Raw genomic sequence first — 22,322 nt, forward strand, 5'->3', positions numbered from 1 at the left:
ATTTCATGACGCCGGTTGAAATCCTTCATCCTCTGCCTGTATGCTTGCTCGTCCAGTGGAATGATTCTCGTCTGACAACCCTTTTAATTATTCATTAAAAAATTAAGGAGAAGAGATATGAAAAGATTTGCTGCGCTGTTCCTAGCTGCAGTGTTTGCAAATTTCACTTTTGCAAGCCCTATACCTGCGCTTGCCCGTGCAAAAATGCAAGACCCTGCTGCGCCTCCCGCAGGACAAGACCGTCCGGCGATTCCCGGACGCCAGGACCAAACCGCGGAACCGCGACCCTATGACCGCGTCATCACCAAAGATGCCAAATCCGACAAAGGCATCTTTACGGTTCATCGCATTAAAGAAAAGGTCTATTACGAAATTCCTAAAAGCGAACTCGGCAAAGAATTTCTCTGGGTTGCGCAAATCGCCCGCACCACTTTCGGCGTCGGTTATGGCGGGCAGGCAATGGGCAACCGCGTCGTCAAATGGGAACGTCGCGGCAATCGCGTGTTATTCAAAGATGTGAATTACGAAATGGTTGCCGACCCGAAATTGCCCATCGCCAAAGCCGTTCAAGCGGCAAATAACAATTCCATCATTATGGCTTTCAACATCGAAGCCTTTGGCGCTGATGAATCCTGCGTCATTGATGTTACGCGACTTTTCACCACCGATGTGATTGAACTGAGCGCCAGTTCGCGACTTCGCGCCCGCAATATGGACACCACGCGCACCTTTGTCGAGCGCGTCACCTCATACCCGCAAAACATCGAAGTCGAAGCCACGCACACCTATGTTTCGCCGCCTTCGACCACCCCCACAGGAGGCGGACAAATCCCCGGTCAAATCCGCCAACAGGCTGGTATGCGTCCGGGCAGCGCATCGGTGGTTATGCACTACAGTATGGTTAAATTGCCCGAACAGCCGATGATGCCGCGTCTGTTTGATGAACGCGTCGGTTATTTTTCGGTTCGGCAACAGGATTTCGGGCAACCCGAACACCGCGCCCCCATGCGCCGCTACATCACCCGCTGGCGACTGGACAAAAAAGACCCGAATGCGGCGCTTTCTGAACCCGTCAAACCGATTGTTTATTATGTCGACCCGGCAACTCCTAAGTGGCTGGTGACTTATGTCAAACGCGGCATCGAAAAATGGCAGGCGGCTTTTGAAGAAGCGGGATTTAAAAACGCCATCATCGCCAAAGAAGCGCCTTCCGCGCAGGAAGACCCGGATTGGAGTCCTGAAGATGCGCGCTATTCAGTGATTCGCTGGTTGCCTTCGACCATTGAAAATGCCAGCGGCCCGCACATCCACGACCCGCGAACCGGCGAAATTCTCGAATCCGACATCCAGTTTTATCACAACGTCATGAATCTGGCGCGCGACTGGTATTTCACACAGGTCGGCCCGCTTGACCCGCGCGCCCAAAAATTGCCGCTGCCGGATGATTTGATGGGCGAACTGGTTGAATACGTCGTCGCCCACGAAGTCGGTCATACGCTCGGCTTTCAACACAATATGAAAGCCAGTTCCATGTACCCTGCGGAAAAAATTCGCGACCGCGAATGGGTCAAAAAGATGGGGCATACACCGACCTTGATGGACTATTCGCGCTACAACTATGTCGCGCAACCCGAAGATAAAATCGCAGTTGCCGATTTGATTCCCGGCATCGGTCCTTATGACAAATGGGCAACCATGTGGGGCTATAAACCGATTGCCGGCGCGAAATCTCCTGATGATGAAAAGAAAACTCTGGATGAATGGGCGCGCGCCCAGGATAAATCGCCGTGGCTCAGATTTTCGACAGCCGATTCGCGCGGCGCAGACTCCGGCGAACTTACCGAAGCCGTAGGCGACGGGGATGCCGTCAAATCGACGGCTCTCGGTTTAAAAAATCTCGAACGGGTATCGAATATGTTGCTTTCGGCGACTACGCAACCGGGCGAGCCTTATGATGACCTCGAAGAAGTGTATGGCAGAATGCTTGGTCAATGGGCAACCGAAATGGCGCATGTGACGGCAATCGTCGGCGGTTTCAATTCTCAGCAAAAGCATGGCGGACAAGACGGCGTGCGATTTATACCCATCGCGAAAGAACGGCAAACGGAAGCGGTGCGGTTTTTAAATGAGAAGGCGTTTGCGACGCCAACGTGGGCGCTCAAACCTGAAGTGCTGCGCCGCATCGAAGCCAACGGCGCGCTTGACCGCGTCAAGAATGCACAGATGCGTGTGTTGAATTCGCTGATGAGTTCAGCGCGCGTGGCTCGCCTGGTCGAACAACAGGCAATTGATGGCAAGACCGCTTATGCGCCGACTGAGTTTTTTGAAGATGTGCGCCACGGCATCTGGAGTGAAATCAATGGCGTCGCGCCGGTTCGCATTGACGCTTATCGTCGCAACCTGCAACGCGCTTACATTGATTTGATGGACGACAAATTGAATGGTCGAGCGGCAGTTACGGATGATCAACGCCCGATCATTCGCGGTGAACTGCGCGCGTTAAGCGCGGCAATTGCCAAAGCCATTGCCCGCGCCGCAGACCGCGAAACGCGCTATCATCTCGACGATGCGCGAGATCAAATTGCCAAAGCGTTGGACCCGAAATTTATACCGCCCGCGCCCGCTTCACCCAATACCTTCTTCCCGTTCGCTGTTGATGAAGAAGTAACTTTCGATTCATCAGACCCGAACGCGCCTTTGTATTGCTGGCGCGATTATGCGGTAAAGCGCGAACCGGAATCGCCGCGTTCGCGACAAAATTAATTGCGGCTTGCAGCTAAAGCGCGCACCCTGGAGGAGGCTGATTGAAATAACCATCAACCTCCTCCGATTATTTTCTTCCCAAAAATTTCACAGAATTTCCAGCCAGAGCGATTGGTGATGGCTTTTACGCATAACCGCCGCGCTGAAGTCGCGGTCAAAGACCGCTCCTTCAACTGCTGCTTCGCTACCTGAACCAGCATGGTTAAATGGGACGATTTCAGATTCGCCGCCGCCTCTACAAAAACCAGCATGGTTAAATGGGGGCGGCGTGGTCAAAGACCGCTCCTTCAACCTTTGCTCAGTCAGTTTATTGGCAGACCGCGCTAAAAAAAACGAAGGGAATGGGAAACTCCACTCCCTTCGCCTGTGCGCAACGAAAAATTTTGGAGGAAACTATATTTTACTTTTTCGTCGGCATAATAACCTTGTCAATCGCATGGATGACGCCATTGGAAGCGGTAATATCAGGCTGCACGATACTCGCATCATCAATCAGGAGATTGCCCTCCTTGACTTGAAAAGTGAGCGCCGAACCGGAAAGCGCGGGTGCGGTTTTCATATTCGTCGCATCTTTGGTCATCAGCGTTCCCGAAACCACATGTTGCAGTAAAACAACTTTCAATTTCTCGCGGTTTTTCAATAACCCATCGAGTTTGCCAGCCGGAAGTTTGGCAAAGGCTTCGTCAGTTGGAGCAAAAACCGTATAAAGGTTGTCACTCATCAAGGTTTCTTTCAAACCTGCCACCTCTATGGCTTTGATGAACGTGTTGAAATTACCGGCACTCATGGCGGTTGCCACCAGGTCTTTTTGTTCCGGGGTTGGTTGGAAGTTTTGTTGCACCCGGCGCTGCGCCGCCACTTGGGCAGCGACCTGTAATGAAGCCACCATTGCCGAAACCATTACCAGAAAAATAAACAGGTAGATTTTAGATTTCATTTGCACTTCTCCTTTAGAATCGATTTGCGCCTGAATTCCTTTGCAAATACACACGGGCTGATTTCAATTTTTTGATTTTATTAAGCACACATCCTTACAGCTCTACTAATCGCGCTTAAACCGAGCAATCGTTGTGCCTTGATTTAATCGAAGAAATTTCGAGGGTTTGAACATTTTGCGTACAGATTCGAGGAAGAAAAGCATTCATTGGTGTGTAAGAATTGCGCGGGCTGTCTGTAATTGAAACTGCGGTTTCAGGTGGTAGCGGATAGCGGTTGCATAGATGCTGTTTAACTTTTAACCTAGAACCTCGCAATAAAATCATAAACTAAAACTCGAGGTAGAAGATGGCAAACAATCATAAATTTTTAGGCGGCAAGGCAATTGACCCGCAACCGGTAAGCGGCGCGATGACGGTCGCGGATTTAGTCGAATCGACTTTTCTTGCATACAATGCCGCGCGACTTCGCGAAGCCTGCCAACTCTTTGTCGAAAAAATGCTCAACGATAATGTGACGGTCGGCATGAGTTTAACCGGCGCGCTGACGCCTGCGGGTGTCGGTATGTCTGCGCTCATTCCGCTGATTGAAAACGGCTTTGTCGATTGGATAGTTTCGACGGGCGCAAACCTCTATCACGATACCCATTTCGGCATCGGGCTTAAAATGCACCGGGGCAATCCGCAGATTTCCGATGTGGTGTTGCGCGAAGAGGGGGTGGTGCGCATTTATGATATTTTCTTTGAATATGATGTGTTGCTTTCGACCGATGCGTTTTACCGCAAAATTATCGAAGGCGAAGAATTTCAACGCGACCTGAGCACGGCTGAGTTTCATTACCTTTGCGGCAAATACATTGCCGAACGCGAACGGGTTTTAGGCATCGGGCGCAAAAGCGTGCTGGCGGCGGCTTATGAAGCGGGAGTTCCGGTTTACACCTCCTCGCCGGGCGACAGTTCCATCGGTATGAATGTCGCGGCAAAAGCCCTGACCGGCAATAAACTGCGTTTTGATGTGACGGCGGATGTCAATGAGACGGCTTCGATAGTTTTGTCAGCGAAACGTTCAGGTGGCGAGTCCGGCGTGTTTATTTTAGGCGGCGGCAGTCCGAAAAATTTTGTCTTGCAAACCGAGCCGCAGATTCAAGAGGTGTTGCAAATCGAAGAGAAAGGTCACGATTACTTTTTGCAAGTGACTGACGCCCGACCCGATAGCGGCGGACTTTCAGGCGCGACGCCTTCGGAAGCGGTCAGTTGGGGCAAGATTGACCCCGACCGTTTGCCTGATGCGGTGGTCTGTTATACGGACTCGACGATTGCCGCGCCGATTATTGCCGCCTATGCCCTGGCGCGTCATCAGCCGCGCAAATTGAAACGACTCTATGACCAGCGCGAAGCCATGTTGCAACTGCTCAAGGATGAACATGCGAAAGCCTTGAGCGCCGCAGAGTGAATTGAGTGGACAGATTATTTGGTGTGGCGGGATTTGAAGCCTGGTGTAAATCGTGATAGCTTTGCGAGGTTTCAAATCTCAAAAATTAAATTCCACCGCACGCAAGGAGACGAATTTATGGATAAAGTTTCACGTCGTTCTTTAGTTACGAAAGTCTTACCCGCAGCCGCTTTGGGGGTTGCCCTTTCCGCTACCGCAAAAGCCGAAGACCAACCGCATATGCGCGAAGCTTTGGAACATTTAAGAAAGGCGTTAAGAGAATTGGAAGACGCAACTGCGGATAAAGGCGGTCATCGCACGCGCGCTTTGAACTTGACGCGCCAGGCAATCAATCAAGTCGAAGCCGGTATCAAATTCGACAATCGTCATCGCTAATCTATTTGGCTGATTACCAATCAATCAACCACCACCGTCTGACTTTTTGCATTTGAGTTTAGCGCAAATCATCATCATCGTGGTTGCCGCCTTTCTCGCAGGCATCGTCAATGCCATCGCGGGAGGCGGCACTCTCATCACTTTTCCCGCTCTAATCTGGATTGGGCTTGACCCGGTGGTGGCAAACGTCACCAGCACGGTCGGCATTGTGCCGGGCACGATTGGCGGGGTGTTTGGTTTCCGGCATGAAATGAGCGGCATACGCCGCTGGCTGAAATGGTTCATCCTTCCTTCGGTCATTGGCGGACTGATCGGCGCGCTGCTGTTGTTGCTGACGCCCTCGAAAATTTTTGCGTCAATCGTTCCATTTCTGATTCTCTTTGCGACTGCGCTCTTTTCTTTGCAGGAGCCGATTAATCGCCGCTTGCGCCGTTCAATCGAAAATTCATCATCGGGTGTAACCCCGCGCGAAGCGACGACCAAGTGGCTTGTCGGCGCTACGGCATTGCAGTTTCTGGTCGCCATTTATGGCGGCTATTTCGGCGCAGGCATAGGGATTTTAATGCTCGCGGTTTTAGGACTCATCGGACTCACGGACATTCATCAAATGAATGGATTGAAAAACACTATGGGGTTTTCGATTAACGGGATTGCGGCAATTTCCTTTATGGTGTCGGGCAATGTCCGCTGGTTTGCCGCAGCAGCGATGGCTGTAGCGGCTTTGCTTGGCGGCTACTGTGGAGCAAAAATCGCCCGCGTTTTAGGTCGCACCTTTGTGCGCCGATTTGTCATCATCGTCGGCTTGATTATGGCGATTTCACTCTTCTTTAATCGCTAGAGGGGTTTGCCATTGAGTTTACTTTGAATCGGTTGAGATCAAAGACCGCTTGTTCAACTCCAGTAAACCGACCAGCGATTTATTGCAATTATTTTTCTCAGAATGGTCATCTGTAAACTTTTTAGAAAAAAATTTGCAACCGAGCGAGCCTAACCGGAGTCTTTACCCACTGAGCAGGCACAGACCGATAAACCATTAAGCTCGCGGTTCACTTAATGGTTCACCAAAAACAACCTCACCGTGCAATGGTTGTCGCCCTCACCGGGTTCATCAACCCTGACCATCTCCCGTAACCGCAATACCTTTGTATCCAAAGGGCAAGAATCATTATTTGTTCAACAAGGGTCTGCATTGCCTGCCAATCTGAATACCTTAACCATTCTGCCAGGAGAAGAATTGAATGCATAAGAAAACATCCTCTGAGTCTTTTTTTACGAACCCCGGGTTGTTTTTCGTTACTGTCAGGTTCAACTATAAAAGCCATTTCCTTGCGGGCTTAGGTTTACTCTTGGGGGTTATTTTTTCGCCCATTGCGGTTCAAGCCGAAGAATTGAGTAATAAAAAATTATGTTTGACGCTGGGGGCTTCACCCAATGGCATTCCGGTTATTGAAAAAGCCGTTTGGTCGCGTACCCAACAGCCTATTTTTACGGACACTATGGCGTCAGACGATTTGAACAATTGGGTGCCGGAAAAATTTATACCGCATTCGCCGTCGCCCATTTCATGGCAACTCAGTTCCGACAAAAATTTCTATCGCGCCCAAGCCACCAGAGAATTAAACGACGGGTTGCGTTTAACCTGGATTGTCGAGTTGGCGCGTGTCGGCGCGATTTTTCGCACCAAAGTGCGCATGGAAAATGGCGGCTACCAGGCGCTTGGCATTAAGTGGTTTCCCGGTTGGCATGCCAACTGGCAAATGAATGATCAGCCGGAATCCGTAAGGTGGTGGACGGCGCTCTCTTTTGAAGCCAATGAAAAAGCCTTGAATAATCGCACCCATATTTCATTCGGCAGCCACCTGCACAGTTCCGACGGTTTCTATGAAGCGGTCAATCCTTACTGGGTTATCAAAGGCAGCGAGCAACAGACGTTTTTTGGCATTGAATGGTGCGGCGGTTGGGAAGCCACGCTCACCGGCAACACTCAAGGGGTGGCATTCAATGTTCGTCTGCCACAAGCTGAAACCCAATTGAATCTCGCGCCCGGCGAAGCCATCGAAGGGCCTGCACTCTGGGTCACGCCGACAACCACAACCACAGACGCGCTCAACCGGCAAAGTTGGATGTTTCAACGCGGCATCGTCAGCCGTCGCCTCTACGGCGGCCCGCAACCCTCGTTTCCGCTCAATTACAATTACTGGTATGCAACCTTTTCGGAAATCACCGGAGCGTTTCTTCACAGACAAGTCGAAGCGATGGATGATTATGGCTTCGAGAATTTGATTCTCGATTTCGGTTGGTATGATAAAACCGGACTCTGGAATCCTCATCCAACAAAATTCAATTCCGGGGAACTTGAAAATTTGTTGACCGCGGCTCAGGGAAAGGGCGCTGCCACGGGACTGTGGACCTGCCCGCAATTAATTGACGCATCCATCGAAAATGCCCCGGCAGTGATGGACGATTTGGGCTTTTTCAACAATCGGGTTGACGGTTATCTGATTGATCTGGCGGGCAACGATTTCACCGCGATTCTTAAAAATCATGTCACCGATTTGCGCTCGCGTTATGCAATGAGTTGGTGGAAATATGACCAGTATATTTTCAATGAAGTTTCGGAAAACGGCTTGATGAAAAACGTCGTGGCTTTTCAAAATGCCTTGCGCGAGGTGCGCCGCGATAATCCTTATCTGGCGATTGAAAACTGTTTGAATGGCGGGCGCATGATTAACGAACTGACGGCGCTCTCATCGCAAGCCATCTGGTTGTCCGATAGCCAGGATAGTGGCATGGTTCATGCGAAGTTCAATCTCACCACGGTGCTCGGCGCTCTGGAATTTCTATTTCCCTGGCAAGCCTATCACTTCACCAATAACTTTGACCGGTTGCCGCAAAACGATAAGGAATTGACCCGTTACTATTGTCGCAGCGCCATGCTGGGCACCTGGGGCATTTCATCTGACCTCAGTAAAATTTCCGATTCACAAAAAAGCGTCATCCTGCAAGAAATCGCCGCTTACAGAGAGTTGAATGCGATTAAGCTGAACCGGCTTTACGAAATCAACCCGCCCTCGACCGGCAAAGATTTAACCGGCATCACCTTCTATGACCGCACCCGGGAGCGCGCAGGCATTTTGCTGTTTCGTTGGGATAATCAAAATGATTTCACTGCCCGCCTGGCTTTGAAACTGCTTGACCCGGAAAAGACCTATCTCATCAAGGATGCGGATACAGGGACTCAGGTGATGATGAAAGGCAGCAAACTCGTCAACAAAGGCGTATCTCTGGAATTTCCGCGCACCCGTCTTTCTGCGCTGTTGTATGTTGAGCCAATAGAATAAAGGCGGTTCATGAATCCTGAAATTAAAAAGGGATTGTTTGTTAAAAGGGATTGTTTGCGGCAATCCCTTTTAAGCAAATAAATTTGTGATGGTCACAAAAATCTTATTGATGATTTCTGCCAACTGCCTCGCTCATTGCCGCAATCAACTCTTCGCGACTGAACGCGCCTTTATGAATCACCTGAACCGATTTGTAATTGAGCGCAGCGCGTTCTTCATTCGATAAATCGCGCGCCGTGAGTAAGACAATCGGAATCTCGCACCATCGCGGATTGGTCTGCAACAGATAAGCGACTTCGATGCCATCCATCTGCGGCATCATCAAATCGAGCACCACTGCCGCCGGCGTATGACGATTGATTTCACTGATGGCTTCGAGTCCGTCTTTAGCAGTTTTGACCAAATGTCCGCGACCCTCCAGCATCGTCCGGGTAATTTCCAGCGCGTCCGGGTCGTCATCAACCACGAGAATGAAATCTTCTTTCGGGGCGCTCGGATGTTCGAGGATTTCCAGAAGGGCAGCGCGACTCAAGGGTTTTTGCACGAATTTATCGGCTCCCGATTTCAACGAGCGCCGTTCAAATTCCGGATTATTGGAAAACGCCAGCAGATTTCCCGCATCTTTATGCTCGGCAATCTGGGTAATCGAGGCGATAGGATTTTCAAAACCGTCCAAATCAAAAGCAATCAATGACGGTTTGGCAATGCGCACAAGTTCAAAAGCGTGCACCGGATTGCTGGTCGTGGCTGCCGAATAGCCAATATCGGAAAGATATTTTCTAATCAAATAGAGCGTCGCGGCGTCCTGACTGATGACCAGCGCCGTGCGTTCCGGGTCAACAATCTGCCCTTCGGTTTCGGCTGCCGGTGCGACGCTTGATTCAATTTCGGGCGGCAAGGTAATCGTGAAGGTTGAGCCTTCACCAACCTTACTGCTTACCGCAATATCACCACCGAGTAAAACGACTAATCGTCTGGTGATGGCAAGTCCCAGACCGCTACCGGCTTTGGTCGAATATTGCGCCGGCGGCAACTGGCGAAACTCTTCAAAAATTCGCGGGATTTCGGCTTCCGATATGCCGATGCCGGTATCGCTCACGGCAAGGCGAATCCGACCGTCACCGACATTCATAACCTTAACTTTGATTTCACCCTGACTGGTGAATTTGATGGCGTTCGATAACAGGTTTAAAAGAATCTGTTGCAGTTTGGTTTTATCCGTGCGAATGGCTGGTAAATCTTCATCAAATTCAGCGTTGAGTTTCACCTCGTCCTGCTCGCGCAATCCTTCGGCAACCTCAAGGGCGCGTTCGACGACATCTTTCAGGCTTGTGGATTCGGCATAAACATCCATCAATCCTGCTTCAATCTTCGAGTAATCGAGAATGTTATTGAGAAAATCGGCGAGGTTGCGGGAATTTTTCAACACCCGTTCAAGGTTGTGCCGGTGCTTTTCGGAGAGGTTGGTTGTCGCGTCGTCAAGAATCAGCGAGGTAAAACCGATAACCGAATTGACCGGGGTGCGCAGTTCATGCGAGAGGTTGGCGAACATCTTGAGTTCGGCTTGTTCTTTCAGTTTGAGCCGCTGATTTTCCAACATCAAATCGCGGTTTTTATGTTCGACGTTGGTGCGCAATCGTTCATTGAGTTCGATGCGATTGCGTAAATTAGTCGTCGTTTCTTCGAGTCGCGGCACGATTAAATCAAGGGTTTTTACGGCATCTTCCAATTGCGATTTTTCATCTTTGAGCGCCGCGTTTTCCTGTTCGAGTTCGGCAATGCGTTCGGTCGCTTTGGCGCTTTCTTCAAACTTGCCGCTTAGTTCGCTGACCTGTGATTCAGCTCGCTCAAGCTTTTCAATCAAGGCTCTGGTTTGTTCTTCGAGTTGGGCTTCGGTATGCGCCAGTTTGGCTTCCAGTTCTTCATTGGAAATTTTGCTCTGTTCGGTAAGCTTAGCTTCGACCTCTGCAAGGTTATCGCTTACGGTTTTGTTGACCTCATTGAGTCGGGAAATTTCCTCTTTCAGACTGGTGTTGGCAAGTTGCATTTCAGCCAGTTCATTTTGCAGGCGTTCTCTTTCGGTGAAGAAATTGGTTTTGTCAGTTTCAAACTGCTCAAGCGCCTGGCGCAGATTTTCTATCTCTTCGCGAGATGCTGACGAGGCGTTTGCCAGGTCTTGTTCGAGTTTGCTTTTGCTCTCTTCAGCCGATTGCAATGCGCCGGTAAGGTTGGCAAGTTGTTCAAGCAATGACGACTGCCGGTCGCGCAATTCCTGTTCGCTGGTTTCCAAAGCGGCAAGTCGCGTTTCAAGCTCTTGCACATTTTCGGCAGTCGCGTTTGACTCGGTTGATGATGCATTCGCCGATTCCGCAGGATTTTCCGATGCAGGCTCATTTGCAGTTTCTGTTGTGCTCGATGCAGATTCGCTTTGCCCTTCTTTGGATTTTTGCGGCGCATCCCAACTGACAATCTGTTGCAGATGGGCATTATCTTTTTCCAATTGCTTCAGGCGATTTTCGCTCTCTTCTTTCTGGCGAATGAGGTCATCATATTGGCTGCGTAATTTATTCAATTCATCGTATTCGGCATGTAATTTATTGAGTTCGTTTTTCAGTTGGTGGTTGGCTTCTTCCAACTCCTGAACCCGTTTTTCAAAAACTCCGGAGGGGGCAGTCGCCTCTTTCTCGACCTGTAAGCGCAGCGATTCACATTTCGCCTGCAATTCGGCAATGCGGATTGCCGCGACCGCCAGCGGCGAAAGTTGCGCGAGGGTATCAATGCTTTCAACTTCCAGTTCGGTATCGCTGAACACGCCCAGTAAGCCGACGGTGCCGGAAATGCCGCGCAAAGGATAAAGCGCATAGCTGGATTGGGCGCTGCGGTATTCATCGCGCTGAATGCCAAATAATTTATCGCCGGAAAGACTATTATCTTTGAAGTCGGCAATGCCGCCGCGCACGATTAAAGAGGTATTCAAAATGGCAAGTGGAATGCGGGGATATTCTTTTTCCAGGTTGGTGCCCGAAGCGGCAATCAGATGCAAACACATTTGCCGGTTGGTGCAGATTTCCGCAAGCGGACAGCGTTCGCAAATATCTCCATGTTTGACGACCCAGATTTTGCACGCCGGGGCTTTCAAATCCGTAGCCGCCTTTTGCGCAATCAAGGTTAATGCCTGGTCAAGGTTTGACCCGCGCGCGATTTCGTCAAAAATATCTATCAATTTCGGCTCTTTTGCTGTTTGCATATGATTTGTTTTTGGGGACGGAAGAAGGAGTATCTCTCTATGAAAATTTCGTCCTGCTAACCAGCCAGATTCTACCCCCTCAACTGATGAGCGTCAATTATGGGTTCGGCGCTCGTATCCTACCACGCTATCAGGCATAGCGGAATGTGAAACGCCACTTGTTAGTTCTCATTGTCTGGATATAAACTACTGACGTTATGAGCAAGCGAAACGAACGTGGTTTTAATCAAAAAAGACACCTCTCCTTTATGACAGGCGGCGCGGCAAAGCGGCTTGTTTAATTCAATTCATTTCTAAAATCGAGGTCTTTTTATTAATTTAATTGCATCAAGTATTAAATTCGGAAGCGGTGGATATTTTTTGCTATGACAGACGAACTGAAACAAAAAATCCAAGAAGAGCTTAAACAACTGGAAACGGAACTGAGAACCGAGATTCCTCAGGAGTTAAAAAAAGCCGTCGCGCTTGGCGATTTATCTGAAAATGCCGAATATGAATCGGCGCGCAATCGTCAGGATTATGTTCGCGCCCGCATCGCCAATTTGCGCAAACGTCTGGGCGATCTGGCGATGATTGACCTGTCGCGTCTTCCCAAAGACCGCATCGCTTACGGCTCGACCGTCGAGCTTTATGATATTGATAGTGGCGACGAGGTTACTTACACGCTGGTGATGGCTGAAGATGCAGACATCAATCAGAATAAAATTTCCACGACCTCACCGATTGGTCGCGGCTTGATGGGCAAACAGGCAGGCGATGAAACCGAAATTACCACACCTTCGGGCAAACGCCGTTTCGAGGTGGTTAAACTCATTACCATTCACGATGCGTGAACGACCTGAAAAATCTTTACCTGATTGCATCGAAAGCCTGTGTTTTCGCATCTGAACCGCGGTTTGGAATTGCTTGACAATCAGCGGTAGCGTTTGCCATAGTAGCGCGGCTACGCGAGCGTGTTATGCCGAAATGAGTGAGGATTAAAAATGATTAGTGAAGCCATCGGGGCAGCGTGCAAACGCATAATAGATGCCATCGTGCGAACGCTCGCTCGCAGTCGTATCAACCCGAACGTGCTGACCTTTATCGGATTACTGATCAATATCGGCTGCGCGACATTATACGGGTATGGCAAGTTTTTTGCGGCGGGTCTGTTAATGATCTTCGCCAATCTCTTTGATATGTTGGACGGACAGGTGGCGCGGCTGCGCGGTCGGGTTACCCAGTTCGGCGCGTTCTTTGATTCAACGCTAGACCGTTATTCGGACATTATCGTCTACGTTGGCATTATGATTTTTTATGCGCGGGATACGGTCGCGCATTCGACATTGCTGGTGGCGCTCACGGGACTGGCGCTCGTTGGTTCGGTGATGGTGAGTTATTCGCGCGCCCGCGCCGAATCTTTAGACATTGCCTGCAAGGTTGGATTTTTGGAAAGACCAGAGCGCGTCGTATTACTGATTATCGGTTCGCTTACGGAAATCGGGCCACAGAGTTATTTCCTGCACAAGATGCCGCAGGTTTTGTGGGTGATTGCGGTGCTTTCACATTGGACGGTAGTACATCGGATTTATCATACCTACCGTGAACTGAGAGAAGCCGACCGCGCCAAAGTCGAAGCGGCGCAGGTTAAGTTGAGAGCCGCGCAAGCGAACGAAAAAGTTATCCGGGCAGATTATTCTGTTCAAAATTGATGATTGAAATTACCCTAATAATTTTTCGATGAAGGCAAGAAAGCCATTCATCGTTATGGGAACTTTGAAATTGAAAAACACCACAGTTGATTACAGGAGCGGACTCAGAATGCTTTGTCCATGTTGCGGTAAAGAGATTAAACGCGATGTTCTGGAATGCAATTGCGGCGCGAAGTTTGTCGGCGCACCTCTTGATGAAAAACCCGTGCAAATTAAAAGCTACGGTCACGTCATGAATACCTTTGGATTGCTGGCTGTCGTCATTACCGCAGCACTGGTCTTTACCAAATTTTTTGCTATCGGAGCCATCCCGGTCATCTGGTACACCTGGCGTTCATTGCAACGCTCGCGAAAAAATCCCGAACAATTCGGCGGTTACAAAGTTTTAATGCCAACCTTTGCTTTGACCTTAATCGCGAGTTTCGTCATTGCAGGTTTTGCTGTCGCTTACATTCCAAGACTTTTGGAAAACCGGCGCATTAAAAAAGAGGCGGCATCAATGGCGGCGATTCATCGCAAAGCAGCTTTTCTTGAAGCTTTTAAACTGGTAAATGGCTCCTATCCAAAAGACGAACAAGAACTGAGAAAATTTGCCAAAGAACAATTGCCGCTTGATTACTGGGAACATAACATTTCTTATACCGGTTTTACAGATGGCATAGCCACCAATGTTACTCAGCGGAAAGGAAATGATAAATCCTTAATCTTAACTCAGGGGTTAGGCTGGAATAATTTTGAATTACGCTCAAACGGGCCTGATGAACTGCCGAATACGGATGACGATATCATCATGCGGGATGGGGTGTTTTACACAGCAGCGGAATTAAAAGGTCAATTATTAATTAAAACGTCAGCGAAGTAGATTTTTGAGGTAGATAATGTTTGATAAAGAGGCGGGCACACGAGGCTCGCCTTTTTTCATTCATCCGAGCATCAATTTAACAACCTATGTTCAAAAAAATTTTGATAGCCAATCGCGGAGAAATCGCCGTGCGCATCGCCCGCGCTTGTCGTGAAATGAACATTTCGCCGGTTGCCGTTTATTCGGACGTTGACCGCGCTTCGCTTCACGTTCGCGTCTGCGATGAAGCCGTGCATATTGGCGCAGCGCCATCGAGCGAAAGCTATCTGGTGATTGAAAAAATTATTGATGCGGCAAAACGCACAGGCGCGGAAGCGATTCATCCGGGCTACGGGTTTTTATCTGAAAACGCCGTTTTTGCCGACACTGTCGAACAAGCCGGACTGACCTTGATTGGCCCGCCCGCATCAGCTATGCGACTGATGGGTTCCAAAACCAGCGCCCGCATCGCCGCGCAAAACGCCAATGCGCCGGTGGTTCCCGGTACGACATCGGCGATTGAATCCGTCGAAGAAGCTATCGCAATCGCTGATAACATTGGCTACCCGGTCATGCTTAAAGCCGCAGCCGGGGGCGGCGGCAAAGGCATGCGCCTGGTGCGGTCACGCGAGGAAATTGCGGCGGCGATTTCGATGGCGCAATCCGAAGCCCTGTCGAGTTTCAAAGATGCTTCCGTGTACATTGAAAAATATATCGAACGCCCGCGTCACATCGAGATTCAATTGATTGGCGACCGTTATGGCAATCTGGTTTATCTCGGCGAACGCGAATGTTCCTTGCAACGCCGTCATCAAAAAGTTGTCGAAGAATGTCCTTCGCCGGTGGTTGATGCGGGTTTGCGAAAACGTATGGGTGAAGCGGCTGTCGAGATAGCTCGCGCTGCCGGTTATTACAACGCCGGGACGATTGAATTTCTGGTTGATCAGGAAAAAAATTTTTACTTTCTGGAAATGAACACGCGGTTGCAGGTCGAGCATCCGGTTACCGAACTGGTCACCGGGCGCGATCTGGTTCACGAACAGATTCGCGTGGCGGCAGGCGAACAGCTCGCTTTCACCCAGGATGAAATCGTGATGCGCGGCGCAGCGATTGAATGCCGCATCTATGCCGAAGACCCCGATAATAATTTTTTGCCGAGTCCCGGACGCATCAATAAAATCACCCGCCCGTCGGGTCCCGGCGTGCGCGATGACAGCGGTGTGTATGAAGGTTGGGAAGTGCCGGTGTATTACGATTCGCTGCTTGCGAAATTCTGCGTGTGGGCAGAAACCCGCGATGCGGCAATCAATCGTCTGGAGCGGGCGCTTGATGAATACGCCATAGAAGGTATTAAAACCACTTTGCCGTTTTTCAAAGCCATCACGCAAAACGACGCCTTCCGTCAAGCTGAGTTCGACACCGGTTTTATTGACTGCTATTTGAATCAAAAAAACAGTGACGATAATGAAAGCCTCGATGCTACGCAAACCGAGTTGCGCGATTTAGCAAGCCTGGCGGCGGTTTTACACACTAAAGCCAAAGCGCAACAAATCAAGCAAGCCAATCCTCAACAGAGTGAAAGCCGTTGGAAAATGAGCGGGCGCGTCGCGCAAAGACGATTTTAGATTTTGAATATATATTCAGAAATGATGATTCAAGTTTTCCCTGAATCCCGAATCCTAAAATGAAATACGAAACCGAAATCGACAGTCAAGCAATCAGTCTGGAACTTAATGAACAAGACGGGCGCGTCTTTGCTAAAATCGGCGAGCGCAATTATGAAATCGAGGTGGGATATCCCGAAGATGGTGTTTATCTGCTTTTTGTCGGCGATAAAATTTACGAAGCTCGTGTTGCCGATGGTGATAATCAATCGCTAAAAGTTTCGCTGCGCGGCAAAAATTTCGCGGCAACTATCGTTGACCGCAAACACCTGCGCGCAGGTGCGCAACACCATGAAGATGGACGCCAACAACTGGTTGCACCCATGCCCGGTAAAGTGGTTCGGGTGATTCTAAAGGTTGATGATGAAGTCGAATCGGGACAAGGTGTGGTGGTGGTTGAAGCCATGAAGATGCAGAATGAAATCAAATCGCCGAAAGCCGGTCGCGTTACAGAGATTCGCGTCAATGAAGGCGAAGCCGTTGCCGCCGGTCAAATTCTCGCCATTGTCGAATAACTTGCCATACCATTTCGTTTAACCTCATGCCGAATTAGTGTTTGAAAAATCTACCTTAAAATCCCGCTTGTTTCAAAAACCTGCATTTTTATTGGCTTTTTTTATCAGGTTAATTCTTTTTGCGCTCTGGCACGCCGGTTGTTATTTCACTTGTCGCCGCAAACAAAGTTTGCCAGGCAAGGAGGGAAGATAAAGATGGGATATTACAGCTTGTTAAAAAAATCGACGATTACTTTGATTGCGCTCTTCACAATCGCGCTGAGCGCAAATGCACAAACCTACAACGAGCGATGGGGACAAAATCGTGATGATGATCGCTGGGGACGTGACCGCTATAATGACCGTTACGGCAGAGGCGATTTTCGCAGCAACTGGACGAAAGAGCGCACCAAAGCTTTCGCGCAAATGTTCGGTTATCGCCTGGCATATGCAGAGGTTCAGGAATCCTATCGCTATTCATATGGCAGGGGTTCCTATTCGAGAGACCACCGAAATCAAGCGGGGTTCAGAGATGATTTAAACGGTTGGTTCAACTGGATGGGCAACCGTGATGATTATCGCGACAGTTTCCGCAGAGGATATGAAGCCGGTTTCAGAGATGCCACCAATTATCGCGAATGTCGATTTACACGTCGCGACATCGAACAAGTGTTGGGCGCGAGAATGAAAGATGTTTACCCGCGATTCAAATATGATGATGACGATTATTACAATCGCGGCGGTTACAATGGTGGCTACAACGGCGGCTATAATGGCGGCTATAATCCGGGTTCACGTTACAATCGTGATGAGATTATGCGTATCGCGGCGCAAAACGCTTATAACGACGCCTTCAAACACGGCAAAGAAGATGCCGAACGCAATCGGCAGTACAACTATCAGGATGCCGATAGATTCCGCGACGCAGACAGAGGTTATCGTTCGGAATATGGCAACAAAGAGTTCTACAAACAAGCTTATCGGGAAGGCTATGCCCGGGCTTATGATGAAGGTTTCCGTAGCGTCAGACGTGGTGGTTGGCGTTGGTAAACTGTCAATAAAATAAAGACAGCGCCACTGAGTTTTCTCTGAGTGCGGATGGTTATTCAAAGTCGCAAGGCAAAGTGCCTTGCGACTTTATTCTTTTTATACGGTTATTATTTGCCTTCGCTTTTTCTCTTTAAAACCCTGACGGACTCCCCCGCAGTTTTTAAGCCAATCTATCTTCTTGAATCGGCAAGTCCAGCGTGAGATAGTAAGCCCTTAATATGAAAGGAAAATTATGTCTGCACAAAAAGACGTCTTGAATCTACATTTGCATTACACTTTGCTTTGCGAAGATGTGCGGTTGGAAATCAATCATAAACTGAGTTTGATGGGTCTGTTTTATGCCATTCAAGTTCCGCAATTGCCAATCACGCTTTTGAAACTGGTGATATTGAATCATTGGTCAGGCGAGGGGCAATTTCTTTCCGAAGTTCGCATTCTCGCGCCTGACCGTGTTCAACCCATCGCGGTTTCGTCGCCTTCTGCTTTTGAGGTTCCGGCAAATGGCTTTGCCGATAATGTGACGTTGTTTGCCAATATTACTTTTCCGGCGGCGGGCAATTATGTAATTCAATCGCTGATTAATTCAAATGTGTTTGCCGAACAGATTCTCACGGTTTCAGACCTGTCCAACGAACAATCGTTGATGTCATCTGAAACCATTCAATAAACCTGCAATGTCAAAAGAGCAACTGCTGAATTCATTGAGTGAAGAGACGCGCGAAGCCTTAGAAAACGCTAAACGGCTGGCGTTATGGAAAGGTGGCGTGCTGACGCCACTTCATTTGATGGTGGCGTTGCTCGAATATCTGATGGCGACGTCGGAAAATGTCAGCAAGGAACCGGCCAGGCTTTTGCAAACCGCACACGAAACCCTGAGCGCGCGGTTTCCACATCAAGGCGATTCCATAACCATCACTAAAGAAACGCAAAAAGTTATCGGTGAAGCCAATGAAGTCGCGCGTTTATCAGGCAAAGCCACGGTTTCGCCTCTCGATTTATTACACGCGGCGATGGAAAGTGACCATGTCAAAGAAGCCTTGTTTGACGCTACCTTGCGTGATGTTGCGCTTGCCGATATTGAGAAAAAATTTCAATCCATTTCGCTTGGCAAAATTGAAAAGCGGCAACAACCAACGTTCACGCCTCAAGCGTATGAAATTGATTTGGCGCCGGAACCGCAAAATCAAGTGGCAACCAAGCCGCAACTCACAGGCGTTCTGGGTGAATTTTGTTCAGACCTTGCCGAAGAATCGTTGATTGATTCTGCGCATCAATTTGTCGGGCGCGACCGCGAAATGACCGCGGTTTTGGAAACCCTTTGTCGCAAACTTAAAAACAATCCGTTGTTAATCGGCAAACCCGGCGTCGGCAAAACCGCATTAGTTACGGCGGTCGCGGCGCGTTTGCGCGCGGGCAATGCCCCCGCGAGACTGAAAGGCAAACGGGTGCTTGAAGTTTCACGCCTGCGTTTGCTTGCCGACGCGAAATATTCCGGCGATATCGAAGAGCGTTTGAAATGCTTGATTGAAGAGGTCAAACGCGCCGGCGATGTCATTTTATTCTTCGATGAAATTCACACGCTGCTCAATGCAGGGGGCGCGGGCGGCGTCGGCGATATTGCCAACCTGCTCAAATCATCGCTTTCAAAAGGCGACATCACCTGCATCGGCGCGACCACGCTTTCCGAATATTACAAATACATCGCGCGTGATGAAGCGCTTGCCCGCAGGTTCAGCACCATCACCATTGAAGAGCCATCGCTTGAAGAGACCAAGCACATTTTGATGCAGGCGCGCGTTGCATTTGAAAATCATCACGGCATCAAAATCAACGATGCGGCGGTCGCGTTGATTGTTGACCTTGCTGACCGTTATCTGCATTCGCGCAGTTTTCCCGACAAAGCTTTTGACCTGATGGACAAAGCTGCCGCCAAAGCCACACTTGCCGGACATGAAAATTTATCGCGGGATTGCGTCACCGAAGCGCTTTCGGAAACCACAGGTTTGCCGCTTGAAATTATGGACGAAGACCCGGCGGAGCGATTGGAACGATTGGAAGATTTTTTGAACGCCGCAGTGCCCGGACAAGCGCGCGCGGCGCGTGATATTGCCCGCGTCGTGCGCATCGCAAAATTGCGTCTGGAACTGCGTCCCGAAAGACCTGATGGCGTCTTTCTTTTCGTCGGCGTCGAAGGTGCGGGTAAACATGAAATGGCGATTGCGCTGGCGAAATTTTTGTATGGCTCGTCGAAAAAAATGGTTGATTTCGATATGAGCCAGTTCAGCGAAAACTGGTCGTTGGCGCGGCTTATCGGCGCGGAACCCGGTTATGTCGGCTACGGCGACCGCAGCGGATTGTTATCGAAAGCCGCCGAAGACAACCCGCATTCGGTTCTCTATTTTCGCAATGTCGATTTGGCGCACCCGGTGGTTCAGCAATTTTTAGGTGAAGCGTTTGAGCAGGGCAGTTTCACGGACGCTACGGGCGCGCGCATTTCGCTTTCCAACACAACGGTTATTATGGCGCTTTCGCAAATCAGCGAAAGTAACAAATACACGCCGGTCGGGTTTCACCCGCATAGCGATGAAAGCGAGGCGCGACCGCTTACCGGCAATTTGAAAATGTCGGGCAGTTTGCGCTTGCGTGAACGCGGTTCCGCGTACAATTTAACCGAAACCCTGGCGGCAGCAATCGATGAAGTCATCGAGTTTCAGGTTCTCGACCGCGCCGCAACTGAAAAAATCATCGGCGAAAGACTTGAATCGTTGAAAGCGCGACTGGAAGCCGCCCAGCCTGTGATTGTGCATCTTGATAATGCCTTGGTGAGTTTTTTTGCGGAAAAACTGACTCGCGAGCGCAAGAGTCTCGCGCAACTCGAACGCATCTGGCAGGAGACGATTTTAATCCCCTTCACTAACCTGCATGCCAATAAGCATAACGGCGGCACACGCATGGAAGTCACCATTTGCGTTGAAAACCAGGCGGTGATTGTCGCTATGCAAAAAGATGGCGTTAGCAAAAGCGAGCACTAAAGAAAAACTTTTTAAGTTGATGCGGAAAACCACTTGGCTGAGAAATTGTATTGCTCAAAGCTGGCGGGTGGTATTCCATCAAACCGCTTGGCAGCACTTCTTTAAATCATTTCTGCATTGGCATATTTACAACAAAAAATGCTCGCCATTATATCTTTTTCATCTCAGGGACAACCCGAAACGAATTTTTTGGCATCACCGGAAAGTTCTTTTGACTGAAAAGCCGCCTATGGTACACTGAAATAGTGTGAGCGGACTAGCCCGTGCTGGCTCGAAGTAGTTCTCAATCCCAAGGAGTTTTAACCATGAAAAGAAGCCTTCTAAAACGCGTTGCCGTTTTTCTCTTGGCGGCGTTGCTCGGCTCTCCCGCCACGTTGTTTGCTGAAGATAAAAAAGACACCAAAGATTCAAAAGATGCCAACAAAACGACGGCGCAATCTTCATCCAACAGCAAATTGGGCGATAAAGAAAATCCCGAAATGATTGGCAAACGCAACATCAACAAAGGCGTATTACCCAATTTCTATTCACTGGAAAAAGAGGTCGCGCTTGGGCGTCAACTCGCCGCACAGGTTGACCGGCAAGCCAAATTTATTGACGACCCGATGATTACCGAATACATCAACCGCGTTGGTCAAAACTTGGTGTTGCACTCGGATGCCAAAGTTCCGTTCACCATCAAAGTGCTTGATTCCGATGACGTGAACGCCTTTGCTCTGCCCGGCGGATTTTTCTATGTCAACAAAGGCTTGATTCTGGCTGCCGATAACGAAGCCGAAATCGCCGGCGTCATGGCGCATGAAATCGCTCACGTTGCCGCGCGTCACGGAACCGAACAGGACTCAAAAGCGACGCTTGCCAACTATGCCATGATTCCGCTGATTTTCATGTCAGGCGGACTTGCGGCAATCGCTTACAATGCAGCGCAGATTGGTGTGCCGCTGGCATTTCTCAGATTCAGTCGCGGCGCAGAAAACGAAGCCGATATGCTCGGTTCACAATATGCCTGGGCTGCCGGTTACGACCCCAACAGCTTTGTGCATTTCTTTGAAAAACTCGAAAAGAAAGAGAAAGACAAACCCGGCACGCTTTCAAAACTTTTCCGCACCCATCCACCAACCCCTGACCGCATTGAGCATGTTCGCGGATTGGTGACCAAGTTTCCCGATAAGGATGAATACATCATCAACACGTCGGATTTCACCAAGGTGAAAAATCGTTTGCTGGCGCTTACCAATGCGCGCACCGTTGATGGCGCAGACCGACCTGGCGACGGACAAAAACGCCCGACCCTCAAGCGACGCAAAGAAGGCGAAGACCCGAATCAGACGAAACCCGAAGAAGAAGCTCCGAAAGATCGCCCGACTCTCAAGCGACGCGACAGCGACGGCACCAAGCCACCGGCTAATCCGTAAATTCTTTTCATTAGTTCTCTT

General features: G+C 49.5%; 17 protein-coding genes. 14 read left to right on the forward strand and 3 right to left on the reverse strand.

Going from position 1 to position 22,322, the window contains the following annotated elements:
* The first annotated feature begins 117 nt into the window (after positions 1-117).
* Positions 118-2,763 (forward strand): zinc-dependent metalloprotease, encoded by a 2,646-nt coding sequence (locus tag AB1757_09080; protein ID MEW6127179.1) that lies wholly within the window; start codon positions 118-120, stop codon positions 2,761-2,763.
* Between the two features lie 87 nt (positions 2,764-2,850).
* Here the strand turns inward: AB1757_09080 and AB1757_09085 are convergent, their stop codons facing one another.
* Together AB1757_09085 and AB1757_09090 are read right to left on the reverse strand one after the other, a co-directional pair.
* Positions 2,851-3,039: a hypothetical protein gene (locus AB1757_09085; protein MEW6127180.1), complete on the reverse strand. Its 189-nt coding sequence runs from the start codon at positions 3,037-3,039 to the stop codon at positions 2,851-2,853.
* A 124-nt stretch (positions 3,040-3,163) separates the two neighbouring features.
* A complete protein-coding gene (locus tag AB1757_09090; protein MEW6127181.1) occupies positions 3,164-3,700 on the reverse strand; it encodes a fasciclin domain-containing protein in 537 nt (178 codons plus the stop codon).
* Between the two features lie 347 nt (positions 3,701-4,047).
* Here AB1757_09090 and speY point away from each other — a divergent pair, with 347 nt between their 5' ends.
* The 4 genes from speY (at position 4,048) to AB1757_09110 (ending at position 8,867) form a co-directional block, all read left to right on the forward strand.
* The gene (gene speY / locus AB1757_09095; GenBank protein MEW6127182.1) at positions 4,048-5,151 is read left to right on the forward strand and encodes a deoxyhypusine synthase; all 1,104 of its coding nucleotides are present in this window, start codon (positions 4,048-4,050) and stop codon (positions 5,149-5,151) included.
* A gap of 117 nt (positions 5,152-5,268) precedes the next feature.
* Positions 5,269-5,526 carry a hypothetical protein gene (locus AB1757_09100; protein ID MEW6127183.1) on the forward strand — a complete coding sequence of 86 codons (258 nt, stop codon included), beginning with the start codon at positions 5,269-5,271 and terminating at the stop codon, positions 5,524-5,526.
* Between the two features lie 52 nt (positions 5,527-5,578).
* Positions 5,579-6,364 (forward strand): sulfite exporter TauE/SafE family protein, encoded by a 786-nt coding sequence (locus AB1757_09105; GenBank protein ID MEW6127184.1) that lies wholly within the window; start codon positions 5,579-5,581, stop codon positions 6,362-6,364.
* Between the two features lie 400 nt (positions 6,365-6,764).
* Entirely contained in the window at positions 6,765-8,867 is a 2,103-nt protein-coding gene (locus tag AB1757_09110) for an alpha-galactosidase (GenBank protein MEW6127185.1), read from the forward strand.
* A gap of 103 nt (positions 8,868-8,970) precedes the next feature.
* Here the strand turns inward: AB1757_09110 and AB1757_09115 are convergent, their stop codons facing one another.
* Positions 8,971-12,114 carry an ATP-binding protein gene (locus AB1757_09115; protein ID MEW6127186.1) on the reverse strand — a complete coding sequence of 1,048 codons (3,144 nt, stop codon included), beginning with the start codon at positions 12,112-12,114 and terminating at the stop codon, positions 8,971-8,973.
* 365 nt (positions 12,115-12,479) lie between these two features.
* Here AB1757_09115 and greA point away from each other — a divergent pair, with 365 nt between their 5' ends.
* The 9 genes from greA (at position 12,480) to AB1757_09160 (ending at position 22,301) form a co-directional block, all read left to right on the forward strand.
* Positions 12,480-12,947, forward strand: coding sequence for a transcription elongation factor GreA (gene greA, locus AB1757_09120; GenBank protein MEW6127187.1), 468 nt, complete (start codon positions 12,480-12,482; stop codon positions 12,945-12,947).
* A gap of 150 nt (positions 12,948-13,097) precedes the next feature.
* Complete coding sequence (locus tag AB1757_09125; protein ID MEW6127188.1) at positions 13,098-13,805, forward strand: CDP-alcohol phosphatidyltransferase family protein; 708 nt, start codon at positions 13,098-13,100, stop codon at positions 13,803-13,805.
* 28 nt (positions 13,806-13,833) lie between these two features.
* Complete coding sequence (locus tag AB1757_09130) at positions 13,834-14,667, forward strand: hypothetical protein (protein MEW6127189.1); 834 nt, start codon at positions 13,834-13,836, stop codon at positions 14,665-14,667.
* Positions 14,668-14,753: 86 nt separating this feature from the next.
* Positions 14,754-16,271 (forward strand): acetyl-CoA carboxylase biotin carboxylase subunit, encoded by a 1,518-nt coding sequence (gene accC, locus AB1757_09135; GenBank protein MEW6127190.1) that lies wholly within the window; start codon positions 14,754-14,756, stop codon positions 16,269-16,271.
* A gap of 59 nt (positions 16,272-16,330) precedes the next feature.
* On the forward strand, positions 16,331-16,825 hold the full coding sequence (locus tag AB1757_09140) for an acetyl-CoA carboxylase biotin carboxyl carrier protein subunit (GenBank protein MEW6127191.1): 495 nt from the start codon (positions 16,331-16,333) through the stop codon (positions 16,823-16,825).
* A gap of 195 nt (positions 16,826-17,020) precedes the next feature.
* The gene (locus tag AB1757_09145) at positions 17,021-17,854 is read left to right on the forward strand and encodes a hypothetical protein (GenBank protein ID MEW6127192.1); all 834 of its coding nucleotides are present in this window, start codon (positions 17,021-17,023) and stop codon (positions 17,852-17,854) included.
* A gap of 232 nt (positions 17,855-18,086) precedes the next feature.
* Entirely contained in the window at positions 18,087-18,521 is a 435-nt protein-coding gene (locus AB1757_09150) for a hypothetical protein (protein ID MEW6127193.1), read from the forward strand.
* Between the two features lie 7 nt (positions 18,522-18,528).
* Positions 18,529-20,886 carry an ATP-dependent Clp protease ATP-binding subunit gene (locus tag AB1757_09155; GenBank protein MEW6127194.1) on the forward strand — a complete coding sequence of 786 codons (2,358 nt, stop codon included), beginning with the start codon at positions 18,529-18,531 and terminating at the stop codon, positions 20,884-20,886.
* A gap of 305 nt (positions 20,887-21,191) precedes the next feature.
* A complete protein-coding gene (locus AB1757_09160) occupies positions 21,192-22,301 on the forward strand; it encodes a M48 family metallopeptidase (protein MEW6127195.1) in 1,110 nt (369 codons plus the stop codon).
* Positions 22,302-22,322: the final 21 nt, after the last annotated feature.

The organism is Acidobacteriota bacterium, assembly GCA_040754075.1.
Classification (GTDB): Bacteria; Acidobacteriota; Blastocatellia; order UBA7656; family UBA7656; genus JBFMDH01.